This is a genomic window from Actinophytocola sp. (assembly GCF_036002505.1).
Taxonomy (GTDB): Bacteria; Actinomycetota; Actinomycetes; order Mycobacteriales; family Pseudonocardiaceae; genus DASYTH01.
In genome coordinates this window covers 1-20,804 of sequence record NZ_DASYTH010000489.1, presented here as the reverse complement: position 1 = coordinate 20,804, position 20,804 = coordinate 1, and the positions used below count along the sequence as shown (strand labels likewise).

Below are 20,804 nucleotides of genomic sequence, written 5' to 3'. Positions count from 1 at the left end.
CAGCAGGTGTTTGTTCTCACCGCCGATACGTATCGCCGCCGCCCGGTCGGCTTCGGACAGGGTCTTCTGGTTCGCCTCCGCGATGAGGTAGACACGTGGTTGGAGATACATTCGACGCAGTGCCTCGTCGACGTCATGTCGAGGTAGCTCGGAGAGTGTGGCGCGCAATCGGGTCAAGCTGACCCATGCACCGGGTCGCACAGCCAGGGTTTGATATGCAGCACGAATCCGCTCTTCGACGTCCGGCATCCCAGGTGGGCTCGTGCTGGAATGATCGTCGCCTGCGATGAGGAAGACGTCGGACATTTTCAGTCCCGACTTTGTCATGTATATGTCCATGCAGCGCAGCACGCCGTAGAGCACGCGGTATCCTCTGTTGGCACCTTGCGGTGCTGCCTCGGCCAACTCCTCGCGGCATCGACGCCAGCCCTCGTCCGTCAGCTCAAACTGGAACGACCGGTGTGGCCCCGTTTGAGCAGCGATGATGTAGCCCAGCTCAAACAGCCGTTCGCGCACGTGCTTTTCGATCGTGAACCCGTATCGGGCTTTGAGATCAGGGTTGGATGCCTCCTGCACGAGTGTCATCAGCGCCAGCAGCGCTGTTCGTTCCGGAATGCTGAGCTGATCATTCGCCATTACCGAATCTCCGTGCTTTGCGAGGAGTCAGCAACTGACACTATCTGCTCGAGCGCCCCTCGCGGAAGGCAATGCCGACGTGGCGGACGCAGGCCGCGCAGTACGGTCCGCGCGCGCCCTGTGTGTTGATCACCACTGGGGCGCCGCAGACCGACCAGGTCAGCGGCACGCCGCGGAAGACCAGGGCGGTCCGCCGGTCGAGCACGGCATGCAGGCGTCCGGTGAAGAATCCCAGCAGCCATACGGGTTCGGCCACTGTGCGGATCAGTCGTCGGATTCGTCCGGCCATTGTTCGGGTTCGGGGTCGACCCAGATCACCCGGGCATCCGTGTCGGGGCGGAGCAGCCGGATGAGATCGTCGGCGGTGCGGAACGTGCCGGTGAGGTTGAGCGCGGGCAGGTGCGTCACCACGTGGTCGGGCAACGCGAGACCCCAGCCGAGCGTCGAGGCGTTGGAGCCGTCCGGCTCGATGGCGATCACCACGAACCGGGCGCTGGGGTAGTGGCCGGCCCATTCGGTGAACACGGCCAGGCACTGGTCCACGGTGAACGGCCGGAGGTGACCATGTTCGTCGAACTCGAGCCGGGTTGCGTTTGTCATGCGAGCAATGTCGCACTTGCCGGGCAAGTCTCCGAACCTGATACATGCCACCCGATTGTGCGATTTCGGGCCGGGCGGTGTTACTGCTGGGATTCCAGCATGACCGACAAGCACAGCGCGTCGCGGGCCCGAGCCCTCGCCGCGGAGCTCCGGGACCTCCGGCGCCAAGCGAAGCTGAACACCCGCGAGGCCGCCAAGCGTATCGGAGTCTCCTCGGCCAGCCTCAACCGTTCCGAGCTCGGCACCAGAATGCCGCCACCGGAAGAGGTCTCCGCGCTGATGGCCATCTACGGCGTGACCGGCCTCGCCAAGGAACGCGTCCTGGCACTGGCCAGATCCGCCAATCCCACCGGCTGGTGGGAGATCGGCAACAACGCGCTGCCCAGGCAACTCCCCACCCTGATCACCTTCGAATCCCAGGCCACCTGGATAACCCACTTCGAGCCGCTGTTCGTGCCGGGTCTGCTGCAGACCCATGCGTATACGCGCGCGGTCATGGAAGCGTCCGGCGTACCCGAGGCCGACACTGAACCACGGGTCGCCGCCCGTGCCGGCCGGCAAACGGGGCTCACCCGGAAGAATCCACCTCGTTACACCGCGATCATCGACGAGGCGGCATTGCGCCGCCCATTCGGCGGCCGGGCCGTGATGGCGGCGCAGATCCGGCGGATCATCGAACTGGCCGAGTTGCCGAACGTCACCGTGCAGGTGATCCCGTTCGAACGCGGTGGCTACCCGCTCTACGGTCCTTTCCTGCTACTTCAGTTCGCCAAGGCACTGGACATCGTGCACTTGGAGCACAAGCAGGCGTCCGGGTTCCTGGACGACCCGGACGACACCACTCCGTTTCAGCAACTGGCCGATACGCTGAAAGCTGTGGCCCTCGGACCCGCCGACACCAGCGAGTTCCTGGCCGCCGTAGCAGCCGACTACGACAGGAAGTGAGACACCACGTGGAGTTCAGTTACGCAGTGTGGCGCAAGTCGAGCTTCAGCGGCAGCGAAACGGCGTGCGTCGAGATCGCCTACATCGCTGAGGCGCCGACGGTGAGCATCCGTGACTCGAAGAACCCGGCCGGTGGTGTGCTTCGTGGCGACCTCGCCGGGCTCCTTGACTTCGTCAGGCGCGATACCGGAAGTCGTCGGTGGCTTGGATGAGGGCGTCCAGCATGCCGAGGTCGGTGACGGCGTGGCCGGCTTGGGGGAGGAGGGTGAGGGTGGAGTCGGGCCAGGACTGGTGGAGGTCGTAGGCGGTGCGGGGTGGGGTGACGGTGTCGTAGCGGCCCTGGACGATTTTGCCGGGGATGCCGGTGAGTTTGCCGGCGTCGCGCAACAACTGGTCGGGGTCCAGCCAGCCGGCGTTGACGAAGTAGTGCAGAGCGATGCGGGCGAAGGGGACGGCGAACGACGGATCCGCGTACTGGGCGGCGAGTTGGGGGTTGGGGAGCAGGGAGACCGTGGCGCCTTCCCAGTTGCTCCACGCCAGGGCTGCGCGGGCGCGGGCGGCGGGGTCGGGGGAGTTGATCAGGCGGTGGTAGGCCGTCAGGAGATCGCCGTCGGAATCGGGGACGGTGGCGACGAAGCGGGCCCAGGCGTCGGGGAAGAGCATGCCGGCGCCGCCGCCGTACATCCAGTCGAGCTCGAGCCGGCGGAGCAGGAACACGCCGCGGAGGATGATCTCGGTGACACGTTCGGGGTGGGTTTCGGCGTAGGCCACGGCCAGGGTCGCGCCCCAGGAGCCGCCGAAGAGTTGCCAGGCCTCGATGCCGAGGTGCTCGCGGAGGCGTTCCAGGTCGGCGACGAGGTGCCAGGTGGTGTTGTCCGCCAGGCCGGCGCCGGTGCGCACGTGCGGGGTGCTCTGGCCGCAGCCGCGCTGGTCGAAGAGGACGATCCGGTAGGCGGCGGGGTCGAACATCCTGCGCTGCAAGGGATGCGTGCCGCTACCCGGGCCGCCGTGCAGGAAGACGGCCGGCTTCCCGGAAGGGTTGCCGCTGACCTCCCAGTAGATCCGGTGCCCGTCGCCGACGTCGAGCAGGCCGCGGTCGTGCGCCTCGATCGCGGGATACAAACCACGCATGGGCCACACTCTGCCGTAGTGCCTAGGCTCGACGTATGACCACCGCGCAGTTCGGCAAGGAGACGTCCACCCGCGGCGAGTTCGTGCGCCAGCCCAACCGGTTCACCGGCCGGATCACCGCGGACGGCTCGTCGGGCTGGAAGGCCGAGCCGGGCCGCTACCGGCTGGTGGTGAGCCTGGCGTGCCCGTGGGCGCACCGCTCGATCATCGTGCGCCGCCTGCTCGGTCTGGAGGACGCCATCTCCTTCGCCGTCGTCGACCCGATCCGCGACGAGAAGGGCTGGCGATTCACCCTCGACCCCGACGACCGCGACCCGGTCCTCAAGATCCGGTACCTGTCCGAGGCCTACCTCGCCACCGACGCGGGCTACGCCGGGCGCGTCACCGTCCCGGCCATTGTGGACATCGAGACCGGCCAGGTGGTGACCAACGACTACCCACGGATCACGCTCGATCTGTCCGCCGAGTGGCGCGCCTTCCACAAGCTGGACGCCCCCGAACTCTACCCGGAGCGGCTCCGCGCGCGGATCGACGAGGTCGTCGAGCCGATTTTCCGCAACGTCAACAACGGCGTCTACCGCTGCGGGTTCGCCACCAGCCAGGAGGCCTACGAGAAGGCCTTCCGCGACCTGTTCGCCGAGCTGGACCGCCTCGAGGAGCGCCTGGCCGACCAGCGCTACCTGGTCGGCGACACGATCACCGAAGCGGACGTCCGGCTGTTCACCACCCTGGTCCGGTTCGACGCCGTCTACCACGGCCACTTCAAGTGCAACCGCAACAAGCTCACGGAACTGCCCAACCTCTGGGGCTACGCCCGCGACCTCTACCAGACGCCCGGCTTCGGCGACACGGTCGACTTCGACCACATCAAGCGGCACTACTACGTGACACACCACCAGATCAACCCGACCGGGATCGTCCCGCTCGGGCCCGACCCGGCCGGCTGGGACGCCCCGCACGGCCGGGGGTGAAGTGCTATGAATGCCACATTTAGGGCGCTCAATGCCCCAAATGTGGCATTCATGGCATTCGGCCTAATGGAAGACGTGCTCCGGCGCCGGGAACTCCCGGCCCCGGACGTCGGCGGCGAACTGCTGCGCGGCGCCGAGCAGCACCCCGGCCATGTCGGCGTAGCGCTTGACGAACCGCGGCGCCCTGCCCCGGCGCAGCCCGGCCATGTCCTGCCAGACCAGCACCTGGGCGTCGCAGTCCGGACCGGCGCCGATGCCGACCGTCGGGATGTGCAGCTCGTGGGTGACCCTCTTGGCCACCTCGCCCGGCACCATCTCCATGACCACCGCGAACGCCCCGGCTTCCTGCAGCGCCAGCGCGTCGGCCAGCACGTCCTCGCCGGCGTCGCCACGGCCCTGCACCCGGTAGCCACCCAGGTTGTGCTCACTCTGCGGGGTGAACCCGATATGCCCCATCACGGGGACGCCGGCCGTGGTGATCGCGCGAACGTGCGGCGCGAACGCCCGGCCGCCCTCGAGCTTCACCGCGTGCGCCCGGCCCTCCTTCATGAACCGGACCGAGGTGGCCAGCGCCTGCTCGGGGGACAGCTGGTAGGAGCCGAACGGCAGGTCGGCCACCACCAGCGCGCGCTTCACCGAGCGGGTCACCGCCCGCACAAGCGGCACCAGCTCGTCCACCGTCACCGGCAGCGAGGTGTCGTAGCCGTACACGTTGTTCGAGGCGGAGTCGCCGACCAGCAGCACCGGAATCCCGGCCTCGTCGAACAGCTCCGCGGTGTACATGTCGTAGGCGGTGAGCATGGGCCACGGCTCGCCGCGCTCCTTGAGCTCCCGCAGATGATGGATGCGTACCCGCTTGGCGGGCTTCGCCGGATCACCGGCCGATGGGCCGTTGCCGTACGGAGCAACCAGCTCGGTTGACATCTTTGTCGACCTTCCTTCCCCTCGAAGCCCGCAGCTCTCGCGGGTCCCCGGGTTCGTGCGGAGGGTTTACGAACAAAGCGTCGCACCACCCCCTCCACCCTCGCTGGTCCTTGCGACGAGACTCACACGCGCACCGCTGGCAGAGTGGGGTCGTGGATCTTGACCTGGAGACCGTGGACCGCCTGCTGACCACGACGCGGGCGGTGCGCAAGCGGCTGGACCTGGCCCGGCCGGTGCCGCCCGAGGTGATCACCGAGTGCGTCCGGCTCGCGACGCAGGCACCGAGCGCGGCCGACATGCAGAACTGGCGCTGGGTGGCGGTCACCGACGAACGGAAGCGCGCGGCGATCGGCGACATCCACCGTGCCGGCGGCGACGCCACGTACGTTCGCGGCCTGCTGGCCGAGGCGGTCGGTGCCGAGCGCCGAAGGCTGGAGTCGGCGCTCTACCTGACCGATCACCTGCACGAGGCCCCGGTGATCATGCTCGTCTACGCGCTCGAACCCGACGGCCAGCAGCTCCCGCCACCGGTCCTCTACGGGTCGGTCTTCCCCGCGATGTGGAGCTTCCAGCTGGCGCTGCGCTCCCGCGGGCTCGGCTCGACGCCGATGTGGGTGGAGAACGAGAAGGCGGTCAACGAGGTGGTCGGGGCCCCGGCCACGGCCCGCGCCGCGGCGATGCTCCCGGTGGCGTACTACACCGGCGAGACGTTCAAGCCGGCCGTCCGCCGCCCGGTCGACGAGGTGCTCTTCTGGGACGGCTGGTCGTAGTCACGATGCGTAACCGTCCGGGTCGCGAGAGGTATGACTCGGTGCGACGATCCGAGCCATGCGAGCCCTCGTGCTGTCCACCGTCACCGCCGCCACGCTGATTCTCCTGGCCGGCTGCGGTGGCTCCAACCAATCGGCCGGAAGCAGCAGCTCGGCCGCCCCGACGACCACGACCACCTCAGCCCCCGCGACCACCCACACCACGTCGGCCAGCCACCAGGCCGGGGCCACCGCGGCGTCGTTCAAGGCGGACCTCACCGTCCAGGGGGAGGGCTCGGCGCTGCTGACCCTGACCAACAGCGGATCGCAGAGCGTCACGATCCAGGGCTGGCCGACGCTGAAGTTCCTGGGCGCCAACAACGGCGCGCTCGCCGTGCCGGAGCAGAAGGTCGAGAAGCCCGGCGCCGGCCCACAGGTCACCTTGGCACCGGGCCGGACCGCGTTCGCCGGCATCAAATGGGTGCTCGGCGACAAGGCGGACACCAGCACGTTCGTTGCGACCTCGGTGACCGTCACCCCGCCGAACCACACCGCGGTGAAGGCGAACCTGATCGGCACGGACGGCAAGGTGGCCGGCTACCTCGAGCTGCCGCTGAAATCCGTCCAGGTCGGCACCCTGCAGCCGAGCTCCCAGGGCGTGCTCTTCTAGGCATGTTTTAGGGGTAGGTCGGTGTGGGGATGTCCGCTGGGAGCCCCGCGACGTTGACGGGTGGCGGTTGGTGGGGTCGCCGTGGCACGAGTGGGTGACAAGTGGGTTCTTGACCCAAATCGCTGTTTCGGGTTGCCTGGCCGGGCCTGGCGCGGTTAACCCGCCCCGAACAGCGATCATGGCCCACTCAGCCCACACCCAGAAGATCAACAGGGCCGCCGCCGGACCCTTCTGAACGCCTCAGCCCTCGCGCCACTTGTTGGTGATCGGCAGCCGGCGGTCACGGCCGAACGCCTTCCAAGTGACCTTGGTGCCCGGCGGGTACTGGCGACGCTTGAACTCGGCGCGGTCGACCATGCGCAGCACCTGCTGTACCAGCTCGGGTTCGTACCCGGCGGCGATCAGGTCGTGGTAGCCGCGGTCGCCCTCCACGTAGTCGTCGACGATCTTGTCGAGCAGCGCGTAGTCGGGTAGCGAGTCGGTGTCGAGCTGCCCGGGCCGCAGCTCCGCGGACGGCGGCTTGGCGATCGAGTTCTCCGGGATCGGCGGCGTCTCTCCGCGCTTGTCCGCCTCGGCGTTGCGCCACCGGGCCAGCTCCCAGACCAGCGTCTTCGGCACGTCCTTGATCGGCGCGAACCCGCCGACCGCGTCGCCGTAGATCGTCGAGTAGCCGACCGCCAGCTCGGTCTTGTTGCCGGTGGCCAAAACCAGGTGCCCGTGCTGGTTGGACAGCCCCATCAGGGTCACCCCCCGGCAGCGTGCCTGCACGTTCTCCTCGGCCAGTCCGGTCAGCCCGAGCGGCCCGACGAACGCCGCCACCATGTCCGCGATCGGCGCCACCGAGAAATGCAGCCCGGTCCGCGTGGCCAACTCCTCCGCATCGGAGCGCGAGTGCGAGGAGGAGTACACCGACGGCATCGACACCCCGTACACCGCGTCCGGCCCGAGCGCGTCCACCGCGAGCGCCGCCACCACCGCGGAGTCGATCCCGCCGGACAGGCCCAGCACCACCGAGCGGAACCCGTTCTTGTGCGTGTAGTCCCGCAGGCACGTGACCAGCGCCGACCACACTTCGGCCTCGTCGGACAGCGGCTCGGCGACGGAAGCCGGATACCCGGCCGGGTACGCCGGCAGCACCTCGTCGGACAGCACCCGGCGGCGCACGGCGAACTCGCCGACCGCACCGGAGGTCCGCGCCGCCCCGCCCGGCAGGTCGAGGTCGAGCACGGTCAGGTGCTCCACGAACTGGGGAGAACGGGCGATCAGCGTGCCGTCCGCGCCCACCACCAGCGAGTCCCCGTCGAACACCAGCTCGTCCTGCCCGCCGACCAGGTTCACGTAGACCAGCGGCGCGCCCGCCTCCCGCGCGCGCCGGGCCACGAGCGGCAGCCGCACGTCGTCCTTGTTGCGCTCGTACGGCGAGGCGTTCGGGGCCACCACGAGATCGACGCCGGCCTGGCCCAGAGCCGCGATCGGCCCGCCGTCCTGCCAGATGTCCTCGCAGATCACCATGCCGACCTCGAGCCCGTGCACGCGCAGGATGTCCAGGCTCTCCCCGGGCTTGAAGTACCGCCGCTCGTCGAACACGCCGTAGTTGGGCAGGTGGTGCTTGAACTGCGTGGCCGCGACCTCCCCGCGGTACAGCGCGGCGGCCGCGTCCCGGGCCCCGACCTCGTCCCGGTCCAGGTAGCTCACGTAGCAGACGACCTCACCGCAGCCCGCGTCGGCCAGCCGAACCGCAAGCGCGGCAAGGGTTTTCTTCGACGCCTCGGCGAAGGACGCGCGCAGCGCCAGGTCTTCGACGGGGTATCCGGTGAGCACCATCTCCGGGAACACCGCCACGTGCGCGCCCGCCTCGGCCGCCTTGCGGGTCCACTCCAGGACCAGCGAGGCGTTCCCGGCGAGATCCCCGACGGTGGCGTTGACCTGGGCCAGAGCAAGCCGTAGTTGAGGCATGCCGCCATCCTCCCACTGGGCGTGAGGAAGGCCCCCTTCATCGCACTCCGGACCGCCCGGTCAGCGCCGCTTGGCGCCGCGGACCTTCTTGAGCATCGCCCGCACCCGCTGCAGCGCCTGCTCGGCGTCGGTGTCGAACGGGTTGTCGTGCACCAGGTAGGTCCAGGTCGAGGTGGGCCGCTGCAGCCCGGCCTCCGCCAGGTCGACGCCGTCATCGGTGATCGTGGCCGTGCCGAACGTCTCCGCCGAGCGCTCGCCGATCTCGTCCATGATCTTGCGAAAGGCCGGGATGGCGGCCCGGTGGAACTCGTCGATCGGCGTCTCCCGGGCCAGCGCCCGCAGGTGGATGGTCTCCCGCACGTCGGTCAGGTACGCCAGGTGCTCGGTCCAGCAGCGGTCCAGGTGGTAGAGCATGATCTGCCGGGCCGCCTCGGTGAGCACGTCCTCGTCGATCGTGTCGTCCAGCTCCCGCCACCGCTCGCCGCACAGCGCCGCGAGCTCGGTGGCCGCGAGGTCGGTGGTCAGCAGCTCGTCGCGGTGCTCGAGCAGCACGCCGCGCTGGTGCTCGATGAGCCGGGTGTACCGCCAGGTGTTGCGGTGGATCTCCAGGTGCACGCCCTCGGCGACGCGCTGGGCGTGGTCGATGAAGCGCTGCGAGGTGGCGTCCTCGACCCGGCCCTTGCCGTCCGGCTTGCTCCCCGCGGCGACGTCCGGCGCGTACACCTGCACCAGCTCGTCCTGGAAGCTGGCGAACATCACCGAGCCGCCCGGGTCGCCCTGCCGCCCGGCCCGCCCGCGCAGCTGGTCGTCCAGCCGGCTCGACGGGTACCGCCCGGTGCCGATCACGTACAGGCCCCCCAGCTCGGCGATCTTCTCCCGCTGAACGGAGTCCTTGCCGCCCAAGCGAATGTCCGTGCCGCGGCCGGCCATCTGGGTGGACACGGTGACCGCGCCGAGCGTGCCCGCCTCCGCGATGATCGCGGCCTCCTGCGCGTCGTTCTTGGCGTTGAGCACCACGCACGGCACGTTCGCCGTCGCCAGCTTGTTCGCCAGCCGCTCCGACTCGGCCACGTCCAGCGTGCCGATCAGGATGGGCCGGCCGCTCTCGTGCGTGGCCACGATCTCGGCGATGATCGCGGCCTCCTTGTCCTCCTCGGTGACGTGGATCCGGTCCGGCTCGTCCTCGCGGACGCACGGCGTGTTCGGCGGGATCACCGCGACCCGCAGCTGGTAGAACTCGCGGAGCTGCTCGGCCACCGCGACCGCCGTGCCGGTCATGCCGCACACCGTGGGGTAGCGCCCGATCAGGCCCTGCACGGTGATCGAGTCGAGCACCTCGCCGCTCTCCGTCGGCGCCAGCCGCTCCTTGGCCTCCACCGCCGCCTGCAGCCCGTCCGGCCACCGCTGCAGCAACGCGATCCGGCCGCGCGAGGTGTTGATCAGGTGCACCTTGCCGTCGCGGACGATGTAGTCGATGTCCCGCTCCAGCAGCGCGTGCGCGTGCAGCGCGGCGTTCACCGCGGCCAGCCGGTCGCTGTGCTCACCGGAGTAGAGGTCGATGCCGCCGAGGGCCCGCTCCACGATCTGCGCGCCGCGGTCGGTGAGCCAGGCGTTGCGGCCCTCCTCGTCGCGCTGGAAGTGCGTGCCCGGCTGGAGCACCCGGACGACCTTGGCCACCTCCGGATCGGCCTGGTTGTCCTCGGACGAGCCGGCCATCACCAGCGGCACCTTGGCCTCGTCGACCAGCACCGAGTCGGCCTCGTCCACCAGCACCACGCCGGGTGCCCGCTGCACCGGCCCCTCCGGGCCCTCGGCCTCGGTGCACAGCCGGTCGCGCAGCACGTCGAAGCCGATCTCGCTGACCGAGCCGTAGCAGACGTCCGCCGCGTAGGCCGCCCGGCGCTCCTCCCGCGTCGACGTCTGGCTCACGTGGCCGACCGAGACCCCGAGCAGCCGGTACACCGGCCCCATCCACTCGGCGTCGCGCTGGGCCAGGTAGTCGTTGACGGTCATCACGTGCACCGGGTTGCCCTGCAGGGCGTACCCGGCCGCGGCCAGCGCGCCGGCCAGCGTCTTGCCCTCACCGGTGGCCATCTGCACCACGTGCCCGGCCAGCAGCTCCATCGTGCCGATGAGCTGCACGTCGAACGGCCGCTCGGACAGCGCCCGCCGGGCGGCTTCCCGGCCGAGCGCGCACAGCTCGGTCAGCTCGTGGTCGTCGAACGGCTCACCCTCGTCGTCCGCCGCCCGCCGGAGCTTGGCCGCGGCCTCGACCAGCTCGTCGTCGGTGAGCTTCTCCATCCGGCTCTCGTGCCAGCCGATGGACTTGAGAACCTTCTCGTAGTGCGAGAGGTCCACGGTGGCCGGACGCTCAAGGAAACGTTGGAACCCGCCCTTGACCCGCCGCAGAAACGCAGCCACTCCTCAGGCCTCCTCGCGTGAAAAGAATGTGCCCCATGCACGGTAACGGTGCAGCACGGTAGATGAGTTCCGACCCGGGGTGATGGCACTATCACGAACGTGACTCGGTCTCCGCGCGCCGCTCTCTCCCTAGGGGCCATGGTGCTCGCGCTCGTGGCATCGTGCACGACGAGCCTGGCCGGCACGGCGGTGGCGCCGGTGATCGAGCAGCGCGGGCCGACCGGCCCGGTCCCCGACGGCCTGGCCAGGTTCTACGGGCAGGCGCTGAGCTGGGGCGACTGCAAGTCCTACGCCACGACCGAGCAGGACGCGTCGGCCATGCGCGGCCGGGACCTGCAGTGCACCCGGCTGCTCGTGCCGCTGGACTACGGCCGGCCGGACGCCGACACGATCACGATCGGCGTGCTCCGGCACCCGGCCGCCCGCAAGGACCAGCGGATCGGCTCGCTGGTGATCAACCCCGGCGGCCCGGGCGCGTCCGGGATGTCCACCGCCGCCCTGCTCGTCACGAAGGCCAAGGGCACCCTCGTCGACCGGTTCGACTTCGTCGGCTTCGACCCACGCGGGGTGGGGGCCAGCGAGCCGACGATCCACTGCCTCACCGACAAGGAGCGGGACCAGGAGCGCGCCGAAGACGACGAGCTGGACGCCTCGCCGGCGGGGGTGGCCAAGGTCGAGGCCGACATGAAGGACTACGCGGCGAAGTGCGCCGAGCGCACCGGCAAGGGCCCGGCGATGCTGGCCAACCTGGGCACCCGGGACGTGGTCAAGGACCTGGACGTGCTGCGCTCCGCGCTCGGTGACGAGAAGCTGACCTACCTCGGCTACTCCTACGGCACCCGGATCGGCAGCACCTACGCCGAGACGTTCGCGAAGAACGTCCGGGCCCTGGTCCTGGACGGCGCGCTGGACCCGAACCAGAACGCCGTGGACGAGCTGGTCGCGCAGGGCGCGGGGTTCCAGAAGGCGTTCGACAACTGGGTGCAGTGGTGCGTCAAGCGGCAGGACTGCGCGCTCGGCCAGGACCCGGTCAAGGCGCTGACCACGTACCTGGGTCTGGTCCGCCCGCTGGCCCAGCGCCCGATCGACGTGGACGACGGCCGGAAGCTCTCCTACTCCGACGCCACCACCGCCGTGGTCCAGGCGCTCTACTCGCAGGACCTGTGGGAGTACCTCAACACCGGGCTGACCGAGCTGAAGAACAACCGCGCCAGCACGCTGATGCTGCTCGCCGACGCCTACCTGGAGCGCGGCCAGGACGGCCGCTACTCGACCACCCAGGACGCCTTCACCGCGATCCGCTGCGTGGACGACCCGCGGGTCACCGACCACACCGTGGTGCTGGAGGCGCAGCGGCGGTACAAGGAGGTGGCGCCGTTCCTGGACGACGGCAACCCGCCGAGCGCCGCGCTGGACGCCTGCGCGTTCTGGCCGGTGCCGAACACCGGGCAGCCGCACCTGCCGAGCATCACCGGGCTCCCGGCGGTGCTGGTGGTCTCCACGACCAACGACCCGGCGACGCCGTACGCGGCCGGGGTGAACCTGGCCAAGGCGCTCGGCGGCGGGTTGCTGACCTTCGAGGGCACCCAGCACACCGCGTTCCTGCAGGGCGACAAGTGCGTGGACGACGCCGGCACGAAGTATCTCGTCGATCTTCAGCTACCGCCGGCCGACACCCGCTGCAGCTGAGGTTCGGCCGCCGCGGTGGCCCGGCGCCCGATCAGCAGGGCGAGCAGTGCCGCGGCCACGCAGACCACGGCGGTGATCAGGAAGATCCCGTGGTACTCGGTGAGCAGCGCCTCGTCGACCGCCCGCCGGTAGACCGCGACCTCCTGGTCGTACTGCTCCTTGGGCTTGCCGAACGGCAGCGGGCTGGGCAGGTTCGCGGTGAGCGCGTGGAACCGGCGCAGCCCCCACGCGGAGAGCGCGGCCACGCCGACCAGCATGCCGGTCATCCGGGCCACCACCACACCGGCCGAGGCCACACCGTGCTGCGCGGCGGGCACCACGCGGAGCACCGCGGCGGACAGCGGCGCGATCACCAGCCCGAGGCCCAGCCCGGCCACGGCCAGGTCGACGTCCAGCCTCGGCAGCAGCACCGGCCCGATGTCGTGCGGGGTGGCCAGCACCTCGATCGGCCACCGGGAGATCAGCAGGTAGCCCACGCCGGCCACGAGCATGCCGGCGGCCGCCACCCAGCGGTCCCCGATCCGCGCGGCGAGCCAGCCACCGAGCAGGGCGCCGACCGGGAGCGCGACGAGGAACCGCAACAGCAGCAGCACGCTGCCCCGGTCGTTCTGGTGCAGCAGGCTCTGCCCGAACAGGTCGATGTCCACCAGCGTGATCATCAGCGCGGCGCCGGCGGCCAGGCTGACCCCGAGCGCGGCCAGGAACAGGCCCATCCGCACGCCGGCGGTGTCGATCAGCCGGGTCCGGGCGCGCAGCTCCCACAGCACGAACGCGACCAGCGCGACGCCGGCGCCGGCCAGCACCGGCCCGCCCCACGGCGGCATCGCCCGGGTCTGCGGATCCGGGTTGTACAGCCCGACCACGGTCAGCCCGAGCACCACCGCGAGCAGCGCGCCGCCCGTGACGTCCACTTTGGACGGTGCGGTGGCGTGCCGGTTCGGCAGCGTGAACTGGACCGCGACCATGGCCAGCAGGGCGAGCGGCACGTTCACCCAGAACACCCCGCGCCAGCCGGCGACCGCCGCGACCGCGATCCCGAACAGCGGTCCGAGCACGCTGCCCAGCTCCTGTGCCGCGCCGACCGCGCCGAGCACGGTGGACCGCCGGTGCTCCGCCCAGAGGTCCGCGGCCAGCGCCATGGTCACCGGCAGCAGCGCGCCGCCGGCCACGCCCTGGATGACCCGCCCGGTGACCAGCACGGGCAACGCGTCCGAAAGCGCCGTGACGACCGACCCGGCGATGAACAGCGCCAGGCACACCTGCAGGACGGCCTTCCGCCCGAAGCGGTCCGAGGCCTGCCCGAGCAGCGGCATCGCGGCCACGTAGCCGAGCAGGTACCCGGTGACAACCGGCGTGATCCGCTCCAGATGGTTCACCGGGATCTCGAGGTCGTCGATGATCTGCCGGAACACGCTGACCACGACGTAGGTGTCCAGCGCGCCGAGGAGAACCGCCAGGCCACCGGCCGTGATCGCGATCGACCGGGATCGGTTCATGTCAGACCGGCGGCGTGATCGAGACCGGCTTGTCCACATTGGACAGAGTGACGTCGACGGTGGCCGAGTTCGGCAGCTTGACCGACGCCTTCACCGGCTGCTTGCTGTCCTCGCGCAGCCAGAACGTGATGTCCACGTCCGAGTCGACGCCCGGGACGAGGCCGGACACCACGTCCTTCGCCACCCGCCCGCTGACCTTGTAGGCCGAGGTGCCGTCCACCGTCTCCTTGGCCTCGGTCCGCGGGTTCTGCACGCTGACGAGCACCTTGGCGATGCCCCGGTCGGCGTTGAGTATCGCCGCCGGGTCGTACAGGTTCGAGATCAGCGCCGCCGGCAGCTGCTGGTACCCGCCGGTCGCGCCCTTGATGTAGATCGTGCCGTTGACCAGCACGAACTCACCCTCGAACAGGTTCCCCAGCAAGGTCATGTTGATCGTGCCCTTGGCCGCGCCCTCCCGGCTGAGGTCGCCCTCCGCGCTGTGCACCGGAATGCTCGGGATCTCCCCGTTCGCGGTCAGCGTGAAGTGCGCGGTCTTGATGTCCTTGGTGGCCGCCGCCGCGTCCTTCAGCAGCGTCGCGCCGTCCGGCAACGACCCCTGGTCCGCCGGTTTGTCGTTGGAGCAGCCGCTGGCGGCCACGGCGACGAGGGCAAGCGTGCCAAGCAGGATCCGGCGCACAACCATGTCCGAATCGTAGGACCCCGTCCCTGAGAACCCGCTGGCAGCTCAGCGCCGGTCGGTGTGTTGGCCCCTCACGTCGTTGTGTTGGCCCCTGACGATGCCATGTTGGCGCGTGGCGTCGGTGTGTTGGCCGCTGGCGGGTTGGCCACGCCCAGGGGACGGGCGCCGGTAGATCCCCGAGGGCGGTCTGACAGCAACCTCGCTGCGCGTCTATGGCCAACACACCCACGCGAGAAGCCAACACGCCGATGGCACCGGCAAACATGCCGCCTCAGAGTCCGGGGGTCCCGTTGATCTTCTCGGATGTGGGGCTGGGGTGGGCCATGATCGCCGGTGGGCTGTTTACTCGCGCCTGGCGCCGTTAGCGAGCCCGAATCGCCGATCTTTGACAGCAAGATCACCGTGATCATGGATCCTCCTGTCACCCACTTGTGCCACGGTGGCCCCACCAGCCCCACCCAGCCGCGAAGCGACCTCGCCTTGGTTCTCGCCCCTGCCGCCCGGCCACCGCAGCCCCGCCCGGTCCCCCGTTCCTGCCGTCTTTTCCCCGACCACCCCACCCAACTGCCACCCTGCAACGCCACCCGACCTATCAACCAACCCGGCATGGCCACCCACCGGCACCCCCAAGGGCCACATCCGACGTACCTCCCAAGCACGCCGTAACCCTCAGGATGCCCGGAACGTCTTGCGGTAGGCCAGCGGCGACACCCCGATCGACGCGCGCAGATGCTGGCGCAGCGAGGCCGCCGTGCCCAGGCCGGACTCGGTGGCGACGCGGTCCACCGGGAGGTCCGTGGTCTCCAGCAGGCGCCGGGCGTGCCGGACCCGTTGCTGGATCAGCCAGGTGCCCGGGGACATCCCGGTCTCCTCCCGGAACCGGCGGCTGAACGTGCGCACGCTCATCCGCGCGTGCCCGGCCAGGGCGGCCAGGTCGAGGGGCTGGTGCAGCCGGCGCAGCGCCCAGGCCCGGGCCGGTGCGGTCCCGTCGGTGCCGGGCTCCGGCACCTGCCGCTCGATGTACTGCGACTGGCCGCCGTCCCGCCAGGGCGGTACGACGCAGTACCGGGCCGCCCGGTTCGCCACCTCGTGGCCGTGGTCGCGGCGCACCACGTGCAGGCACAGGTCCACGCCGGCGCCAAGTCCGGCCGAGGTGAGCACGTCGCCGTCGTCGACGAACAGCACATCCTCGTCCAGCCGCACCTCGGGGTAGAGCCGGCGGAACTGCTCGGCGTAGGCCCAGTGCGTGGTGGCCGGCCGCCCGTCCAGGATGCCGGCCGCGCCCAGCACGAACGCGCCGGTGCAGATCGACATGATCCGCGCGCCGGGCGGGATCAGCTCCAGCGCCCCGGCCACCTCCGGCGGCAGCGTGCCGTGCCGCCGCGGCCCCTCGATCCGGGTGCCGGGGATGATCACCGTGTCCGCGCCGGCCAGCGCCTCCCGGCCGTGGTCGGGGACCATGGCGTACCCGGAGTGGACCCGCAGCGGCGACCGGTCCAGGCCACAGATCCGCACGTCGTAGCGGCTTTCGCCGTGCTCGTCGGTGGCCGCGTTGAAGATCTGCGGCGGGATGGACATGTCGTAGCCGATCACCTCGTCCAGCGCGAGCACGGCCACCCGGTGCGGGGTCATGGCCAGATCCTTGCACATATTGGCAATCCGGCCACTGGTTCTGTCCGACCTGGTCACCGAGGCTGCTCTCCGTGACCCAACTGCAGGTACGGACCCGTGTGTTGCACCGCGCCTGGCTCGTCGCCGGGGTGGCGTTCGTGACGCTGATCGGCGCCGCCGGCTTCCGGGCCGTGCCCAGCGTGCTCATCGACCCGCTGCACGAGGAGTTCGGCTGGTCCCGGGCCACGATCGCGGCCGCGGTGTCGATCAACCTGGTGCTGTTCGGCCTGTTCTCCCCATTCGCCGCGGCGCTGATGGACCGGGTCGGCATGCGCCGCGTGGTGTCCGGCGCGCTGGTCCTGGTGGCCGCCGGCTCCGGGCTCACCGTGTTCATGACCGAGAGCTGGCAGTTGCTGCTGTGCTGGGGCGTGCTGGTGGGGCTGGGCACAGGCTCGATGGCCATGACGTTCGTGGCCACCGTCACCGGCCGCTGGTTCGTTCGGCACCGCGGCCTGGTCAGCGGCATCCTCACCGCCGCCGGCGCCACCGGCCAGCTGATCTTCCTACCGCTGGTCGCGGCGCTGGCCACCGCGCACGGCTGGCGCACGCCCGCGCTGGTCGTCGCCGTCGCCGCGCTCGCCGTCGTGCCGCTGGTCCTGCTGATGCTCCGGGACTACCCGGCCGACGTCGGCACCACGGCCTACGGCGCGAGCCCGGACGAGCCGGCCGCGGTCACCGGTCCGGCGTCCGGCAGCAGCGTGGCCCGGGCCCTGCGGATGCTCCGCGACGCCAGCCGCACGTCCACGTTCTGGCTGCTCGCCGGTGGGTTCGCCATCTGCGGCATGTCCACCAACGGTCTGATCGGCACGCACTTCGTCTCCGCCGCGCACGACCACGGCATGCCGCCCACCACCGCCGCCTCACTGCTCGCCCTGATCGGCGTCTTCGACGTGGCCGGCACGGTCCTCTCCGGCTGGCTCACCGACCGGATCGACCCCCGCGCGCTGCTCGGCGCCTACTACACGCTGCGCGGCCTGTCCCTGCTGATCCTGCCGTCCCTGCTCGCCCCGCACACCGAGCCCAGCACCTGGGTGTTCATCGTGTTCTACGGCCTGGACTGGATCGCCACCGTGCCACCGACCGTCGCCCTCTGCCGCGAGCAGTTCGGCGCCGACGGCCCCGTCGTGTTCGGCTGGGTGTTCGCCGCCCACCAGCTCGGCGCCGCCCTCGCCGCGACCGGCGCCGGCGCCATCCGTGACTCGCTCGGCGACTACCGCCTCGCGTTCTACCTCGCCGGCGGCCTGTGCGTGCTGGCCGCCCTGTTCTCTATCAGCATCAGGGGCCGAAACATCGCGTTAACACGATCTACCTAGGCTGCCCGCATGGATCGGCAGCAAGAGTTCGTCCTGCGCACATTGGAAGAGCGCGACATCCGGTTTGTCCGGTTGTGGTTCACCGACGTGCAGGGGTTCCTCAAGTCGGTGGCCATCGCCCCGGCCGAGCTCGAGGGAGCGTTCGCCGAGGGCATCGGCTTCGACGGCTCCGCCATCGAGGGTTTCGCCCGGGTCTACGAGTCCGACATGGTGGCCCGGCCCGACCCGGCCACCTTCCAGGTGCTGCCGTGGGAGACCCCGGAGGGGCACCACTACTCGGCCCGGATGTTCTGCGACATCGCCATGCCGGACGGCTCCCCGTCCTGGGCCGATCCCCGGCACGTGCTGCGCCGGACCCTGTCCAGAGCCAGCGAGGCCGGGTTCACCTGCTACGTGCACCCGGAGATCGAGTTCTTCCTGCTCACCGACCTCCCCACGGACGGGCAGGAGCCGGTGCCCGCGGACAACGGCGGGTACTTCGACCAGTCCGCGCACGCCACCGCGGCGCACTTCCGCCGGCACGCCATCGAGACGCTCGAGGCGATGGGGATCTCGGTGGAGTTCAGCCACCACGAGGGCGCCCCCGGCCAGCAGGAGATCGACCTGCGCTACGCCGACGCCCTGACCATGGCGGACAACGTGATGACGTTCCGGTACGTGGTCAAGGAGGTGGCGATCACCCAGGGCGTGCGGGCCTCGTTCATGCCCAAGCCGTTCTCCGACCAGCCCGGCTCCGGCATGCACACCCACCTGAGCCTGTTCGAGGGCGACCGGAACTCCTTCTACGACGCCGCGGACCCCTACGAGCTCTCCGGCACCGGCAAGGCGTTCGTGGCCGGGCTGCTCCGGCACGCCCGGGAGATCTCCGCGGTGACCAACCAATGGGTGAACTCCTACAAGCGGCTGATCGTCGGCGGGGAGGCGCCGACCGCGGTCTGCTGGGGCCACGCGAACCGGTCCGCGCTGGTCCGGGTGCCGATGTACTCGCCGGGCAAGGCGTCCTCCCGCCGGGTGGAGATCCGCAGCCTGGACTCGGCGTGCAACCCGTACCTGGCTTTCGCGGTGATCCTGGCCGCCGGGCTGAAGGGCATCGCCGAAGGCTACGAGCTGACGCCGGCCGCCGAGGACGACGTGTGGTCGCTCACCGACGCCGAGCGCCGGGCCGCCGGCTACGACAACCTGCCGCAGAACCTGGGCGAGGCGCTCGCCGAGATGGAGCGCTCGGAGCTGCTCGCGGAGACCCTCGGCGAGCATGTCTTCGACTTCTTCCTGCGCAACAAGCGCACCGAGTGGGACGCCTACCGGCGCAGCGTCACCCCCTATGAGCTGCGCACCCTCCTGCCCGTGCTGTAACTCGCGCTACGCGATCGAGCCGAGAATCAGAAACTGTCGGTGGCCCGGTCTAGCGTCCGGGGCATGTCGGAGCTAGCCCGTCGGGTCGCTGCCAGGTACGTCGAGGTGAACGGGAACCACCTCATGACGCCGGTCGACGACGTCTACGTCGACCGGCACTTCGTGACGCTGGATGAGTTGTGCGTCGGCCGGGACGAGACGCCCGACCAGGTCCGCGCGCACATGCTGGCCGGGCGGTTACCGCTGCCCGGCTACCTGCGTTCGGACGGGGTCGAGATGGTGCCGGCCGACCTGCTCGACCTGGCCGGCCGCGCGGGTGGGATCGAGCGGTTACCGGCGTGGTTCCGCTCCTGGTGGGCCGACCAGGGCAAGGCTGCCGAGGAGTGGCGGTCGTACCTGAGCGGCCAGTACGTGTGCCTGCGCTCGGTGCGGCCGGGACACAGTCACACTCATTGGCTCGATGGCGTAGCGCCAGTACCCCCAAGGACCGGCTGACCTCCGCGATCCGGGATGCGCTGGCCGAGCCGAAGCCCGGGTCCGCGCTGTGGCTCGCCCGGCTGCACATCCTGGTGGACGAGCTGGAGTCGGTGGAGCTCCCGTTCACCGGGTACGACCGGCTCCGCTTCGGCGGCCCAACGTCCCGGGACACCCTTATTGACGCCATTCGCGCGCGCTTTCCGTTCGGCAACACACCCGATCTCACCGCCGATCCGATGGCTGCCGCATGCTGACCCGGTGCGCGGACACCCCCTCTGACCAGCCGATTTGACTTCGTCACGGTCCGTGCCCTAACTTTTCCGCAGCCAAGAACCGCGCTGAACCCGCTGGGAGTAGCGACCCCGGCCCGTTCAGTGGGAAGCCAGGCCTCTGATACACTAATCAGTGGCTCGGCTCCTCCCGGGCCAGAGGGGTTGACACCCCGAAGCGGACCGGGTAGAGTGAACGGGTTGCCTGAGCAGAGGCACCACCCTTCGAAGGGTGGGACCGGCTCGGCGTAAGATCAGGAACTACGAGATACCAGCCCTTTGATCACGTCTACGAACGTGGGCGTGTGATGGGTGTGCGTGTGTTGTTTGAGAACTCAACAGTGTGTCGATAGATTAAGCCAGTAGAGCTTATATGAAGGATCCCTCGTTTGGGGTTTCTTTGAGTTGGGCTGACCTGTGGGTTGGTCTTTGATGGAGTCAGGTTTTTTTGGAGAGTTTGATCCTGGCTCAGGACGAACGCTGGCGGCGTGCTTAACACATGCAAGTCGAACGGGCTCATCGCTTCGGTGGTGGGTTAGTGGCGAACGGGTGAGTAACACGTGGGTAATCTGTCCTGTACTCTGGGATAAGCCTGGGAAACTGGGTCTAATACCGGATATGACCTTTCGCCGCATGGTGGGGGGTGGAAAGTTTTGGCGGTATGGGGTGGGCCCGCGGCCTATCAGCTTGACGGTGGGGTGATGGCCTACCGTGGCGACGACGGGTAGCCGGCCTGAGAGGGCGACCGGCCACACTGGGACTGAGACACGGCCCAGACTCCTACGGGAGGCAGCAGTGGGGAATATTGCACAATGGGCGCAAGCCTGATGCAGCGACGCCGCGTGAGGGATGAC

Annotated in this window: 20 protein-coding genes and 1 rRNA gene; 11 read left to right on the top strand and 10 right to left on the bottom strand. The window is 69.8% G+C overall.

All coding sequences use genetic code 11. The features are described from left to right. The 3 genes from VGR06_RS43015 to VGR06_RS43005 all read right to left on the bottom strand — a co-directional run. A partial coding sequence (locus tag VGR06_RS43015; RefSeq protein ID WP_327565040.1) for a hypothetical protein occupies nucleotides 1–636 on the bottom strand: 636 nt, incomplete at its 3' end. 40 nt (nucleotides 637–676) lie between these two features. Further along, nucleotides 677–892: a hypothetical protein gene (locus tag VGR06_RS43010; protein WP_327565039.1), complete on the bottom strand. Its 216-nt coding sequence runs from the start codon at nucleotides 890–892 to the stop codon at nucleotides 677–679. Nucleotides 893–900: 8 nt separating this feature from the next. Continuing rightward, nucleotides 901–1,236: a hypothetical protein gene (locus VGR06_RS43005; protein WP_327565038.1), complete on the bottom strand. Its 336-nt coding sequence runs from the start codon at nucleotides 1,234–1,236 to the stop codon at nucleotides 901–903. A 99-nt stretch (nucleotides 1,237–1,335) separates the two neighbouring features. Between VGR06_RS43005 and VGR06_RS43000 the strand changes: the two genes are divergently transcribed. Both VGR06_RS43000 and VGR06_RS42995 read left to right on the top strand, forming a co-directional pair. Continuing rightward, a complete protein-coding gene (locus VGR06_RS43000; protein WP_327565037.1) occupies nucleotides 1,336–2,181 on the top strand; it encodes a helix-turn-helix transcriptional regulator in 846 nt (281 codons plus the stop codon). Continuing rightward, on the top strand, nucleotides 2,178–2,393 hold the full coding sequence (locus VGR06_RS42995) for a DUF397 domain-containing protein (RefSeq protein WP_327565036.1): 216 nt from the start codon (nucleotides 2,178–2,180) through the stop codon (nucleotides 2,391–2,393). Before VGR06_RS43000 ends, VGR06_RS42995 begins: the two co-directional genes overlap by 4 nt. Here the strand turns inward: VGR06_RS42995 and pip are convergent. Then, a complete protein-coding gene (pip, locus tag VGR06_RS42990; RefSeq protein WP_327565035.1) occupies nucleotides 2,356–3,312 on the bottom strand; it encodes a prolyl aminopeptidase in 957 nt (318 codons plus the stop codon). The two genes, VGR06_RS42995 and pip, sit on opposite strands and share 38 nt — an antisense overlap. 35 nt (nucleotides 3,313–3,347) lie before the next feature. On the opposite strand from pip, the gene VGR06_RS42985 reads away from it, so the two are divergent. Then, nucleotides 3,348–4,283, top strand: a complete 936-nt coding sequence (locus VGR06_RS42985) for a glutathione S-transferase family protein (RefSeq protein WP_327565034.1) — start codon at nucleotides 3,348–3,350, stop codon at nucleotides 4,281–4,283. Nucleotides 4,284–4,346: 63 nt separating this feature from the next. Here the strand turns inward: VGR06_RS42985 and panB are convergent, their stop codons facing one another. Next, nucleotides 4,347–5,207, bottom strand: a complete 861-nt coding sequence (panB, locus tag VGR06_RS42980) for a 3-methyl-2-oxobutanoate hydroxymethyltransferase (RefSeq protein ID WP_327565033.1) — start codon at nucleotides 5,205–5,207, stop codon at nucleotides 4,347–4,349. A gap of 152 nt (nucleotides 5,208–5,359) precedes the next feature. Here panB and VGR06_RS42975 point away from each other — a divergent pair, with 152 nt between their 5' ends. Together VGR06_RS42975 and VGR06_RS42970 are read left to right on the top strand one after the other, a co-directional pair. Beyond that, nucleotides 5,360–5,977, top strand: coding sequence for a nitroreductase family protein (locus VGR06_RS42975; protein ID WP_327565032.1), 618 nt, complete (start codon nucleotides 5,360–5,362; stop codon nucleotides 5,975–5,977). Between the two features lie 58 nt (nucleotides 5,978–6,035). Beyond that, the gene (locus VGR06_RS42970) at nucleotides 6,036–6,626 is read left to right on the top strand and encodes a DUF4232 domain-containing protein (RefSeq protein ID WP_327565031.1); all 591 of its coding nucleotides are present in this window, start codon (nucleotides 6,036–6,038) and stop codon (nucleotides 6,624–6,626) included. Between the two features lie 240 nt (nucleotides 6,627–6,866). Here VGR06_RS42970 and VGR06_RS42965 read toward each other — a convergent pair whose 3' ends face one another. Both VGR06_RS42965 and secA2 read right to left on the bottom strand, forming a co-directional pair. Beyond that, nucleotides 6,867–8,582 carry an NAD+ synthase gene (locus tag VGR06_RS42965; protein WP_327565030.1) on the bottom strand — a complete coding sequence of 572 codons (1,716 nt, stop codon included), beginning with the start codon at nucleotides 8,580–8,582 and terminating at the stop codon, nucleotides 6,867–6,869. Between the two features lie 60 nt (nucleotides 8,583–8,642). Beyond that, nucleotides 8,643–11,003, bottom strand: coding sequence for an accessory Sec system translocase SecA2 (secA2, locus tag VGR06_RS42960; RefSeq protein WP_327565029.1), 2,361 nt, complete (start codon nucleotides 11,001–11,003; stop codon nucleotides 8,643–8,645). Between the two features lie 138 nt (nucleotides 11,004–11,141). On the opposite strand from secA2, the gene VGR06_RS42955 reads away from it, so the two are divergent. Then, on the top strand, nucleotides 11,142–12,692 hold the full coding sequence (locus VGR06_RS42955) for an alpha/beta hydrolase (protein ID WP_327565028.1): 1,551 nt from the start codon (nucleotides 11,142–11,144) through the stop codon (nucleotides 12,690–12,692). On the opposite strand, the gene VGR06_RS42950 is transcribed toward VGR06_RS42955, so the two are convergent. From VGR06_RS42950 to VGR06_RS42940, 3 genes are all read right to left on the bottom strand, one after another. Beyond that, on the bottom strand, nucleotides 12,659–14,188 hold the full coding sequence (locus tag VGR06_RS42950; protein WP_327565027.1) for an MFS transporter: 1,530 nt from the start codon (nucleotides 14,186–14,188) through the stop codon (nucleotides 12,659–12,661). The genes VGR06_RS42955 and VGR06_RS42950 overlap by 34 nt on opposite strands. A 1-nt stretch (nucleotide 14,189) precedes the next feature. Beyond that, the gene (locus VGR06_RS42945) at nucleotides 14,190–14,870 is read right to left on the bottom strand and encodes an LppX_LprAFG lipoprotein (protein WP_327565026.1); all 681 of its coding nucleotides are present in this window, start codon (nucleotides 14,868–14,870) and stop codon (nucleotides 14,190–14,192) included. A gap of 666 nt (nucleotides 14,871–15,536) precedes the next feature. Next, on the bottom strand, nucleotides 15,537–16,499 hold the full coding sequence (locus VGR06_RS42940; RefSeq protein ID WP_327565025.1) for a GlxA family transcriptional regulator: 963 nt from the start codon (nucleotides 16,497–16,499) through the stop codon (nucleotides 15,537–15,539). 80 nt (nucleotides 16,500–16,579) lie between these two features. Here VGR06_RS42940 and VGR06_RS42935 point away from each other — a divergent pair, with 80 nt between their 5' ends. The 5 genes from VGR06_RS42935 to VGR06_RS42915 form a co-directional block, all read left to right on the top strand. Then, the gene (locus VGR06_RS42935; protein ID WP_327565041.1) at nucleotides 16,580–17,851 is read left to right on the top strand and encodes an MFS transporter; all 1,272 of its coding nucleotides are present in this window, start codon (nucleotides 16,580–16,582) and stop codon (nucleotides 17,849–17,851) included. A gap of 9 nt (nucleotides 17,852–17,860) precedes the next feature. After that, nucleotides 17,861–19,204 (top strand): type I glutamate--ammonia ligase, encoded by a 1,344-nt coding sequence (glnA, locus tag VGR06_RS42930; RefSeq protein WP_327565024.1) that lies wholly within the window; start codon nucleotides 17,861–17,863, stop codon nucleotides 19,202–19,204. 63 nt (nucleotides 19,205–19,267) lie between these two features. Then, nucleotides 19,268–19,699 (top strand): hypothetical protein, encoded by a 432-nt coding sequence (locus VGR06_RS42925; RefSeq protein WP_327565023.1) that lies wholly within the window; start codon nucleotides 19,268–19,270, stop codon nucleotides 19,697–19,699. Continuing rightward, nucleotides 19,657–19,935, top strand: a complete 279-nt coding sequence (locus VGR06_RS42920; RefSeq protein WP_327565022.1) for a DUF6058 family natural product biosynthesis protein — start codon at nucleotides 19,657–19,659, stop codon at nucleotides 19,933–19,935. Before VGR06_RS42925 ends, VGR06_RS42920 begins: the two co-directional genes overlap by 43 nt. Before the next feature lie 460 nt (nucleotides 19,936–20,395). Continuing rightward, nucleotides 20,396–20,804: ribosomal RNA gene (locus VGR06_RS42915) — 16S ribosomal RNA — on the top strand; the annotation flags it as partial.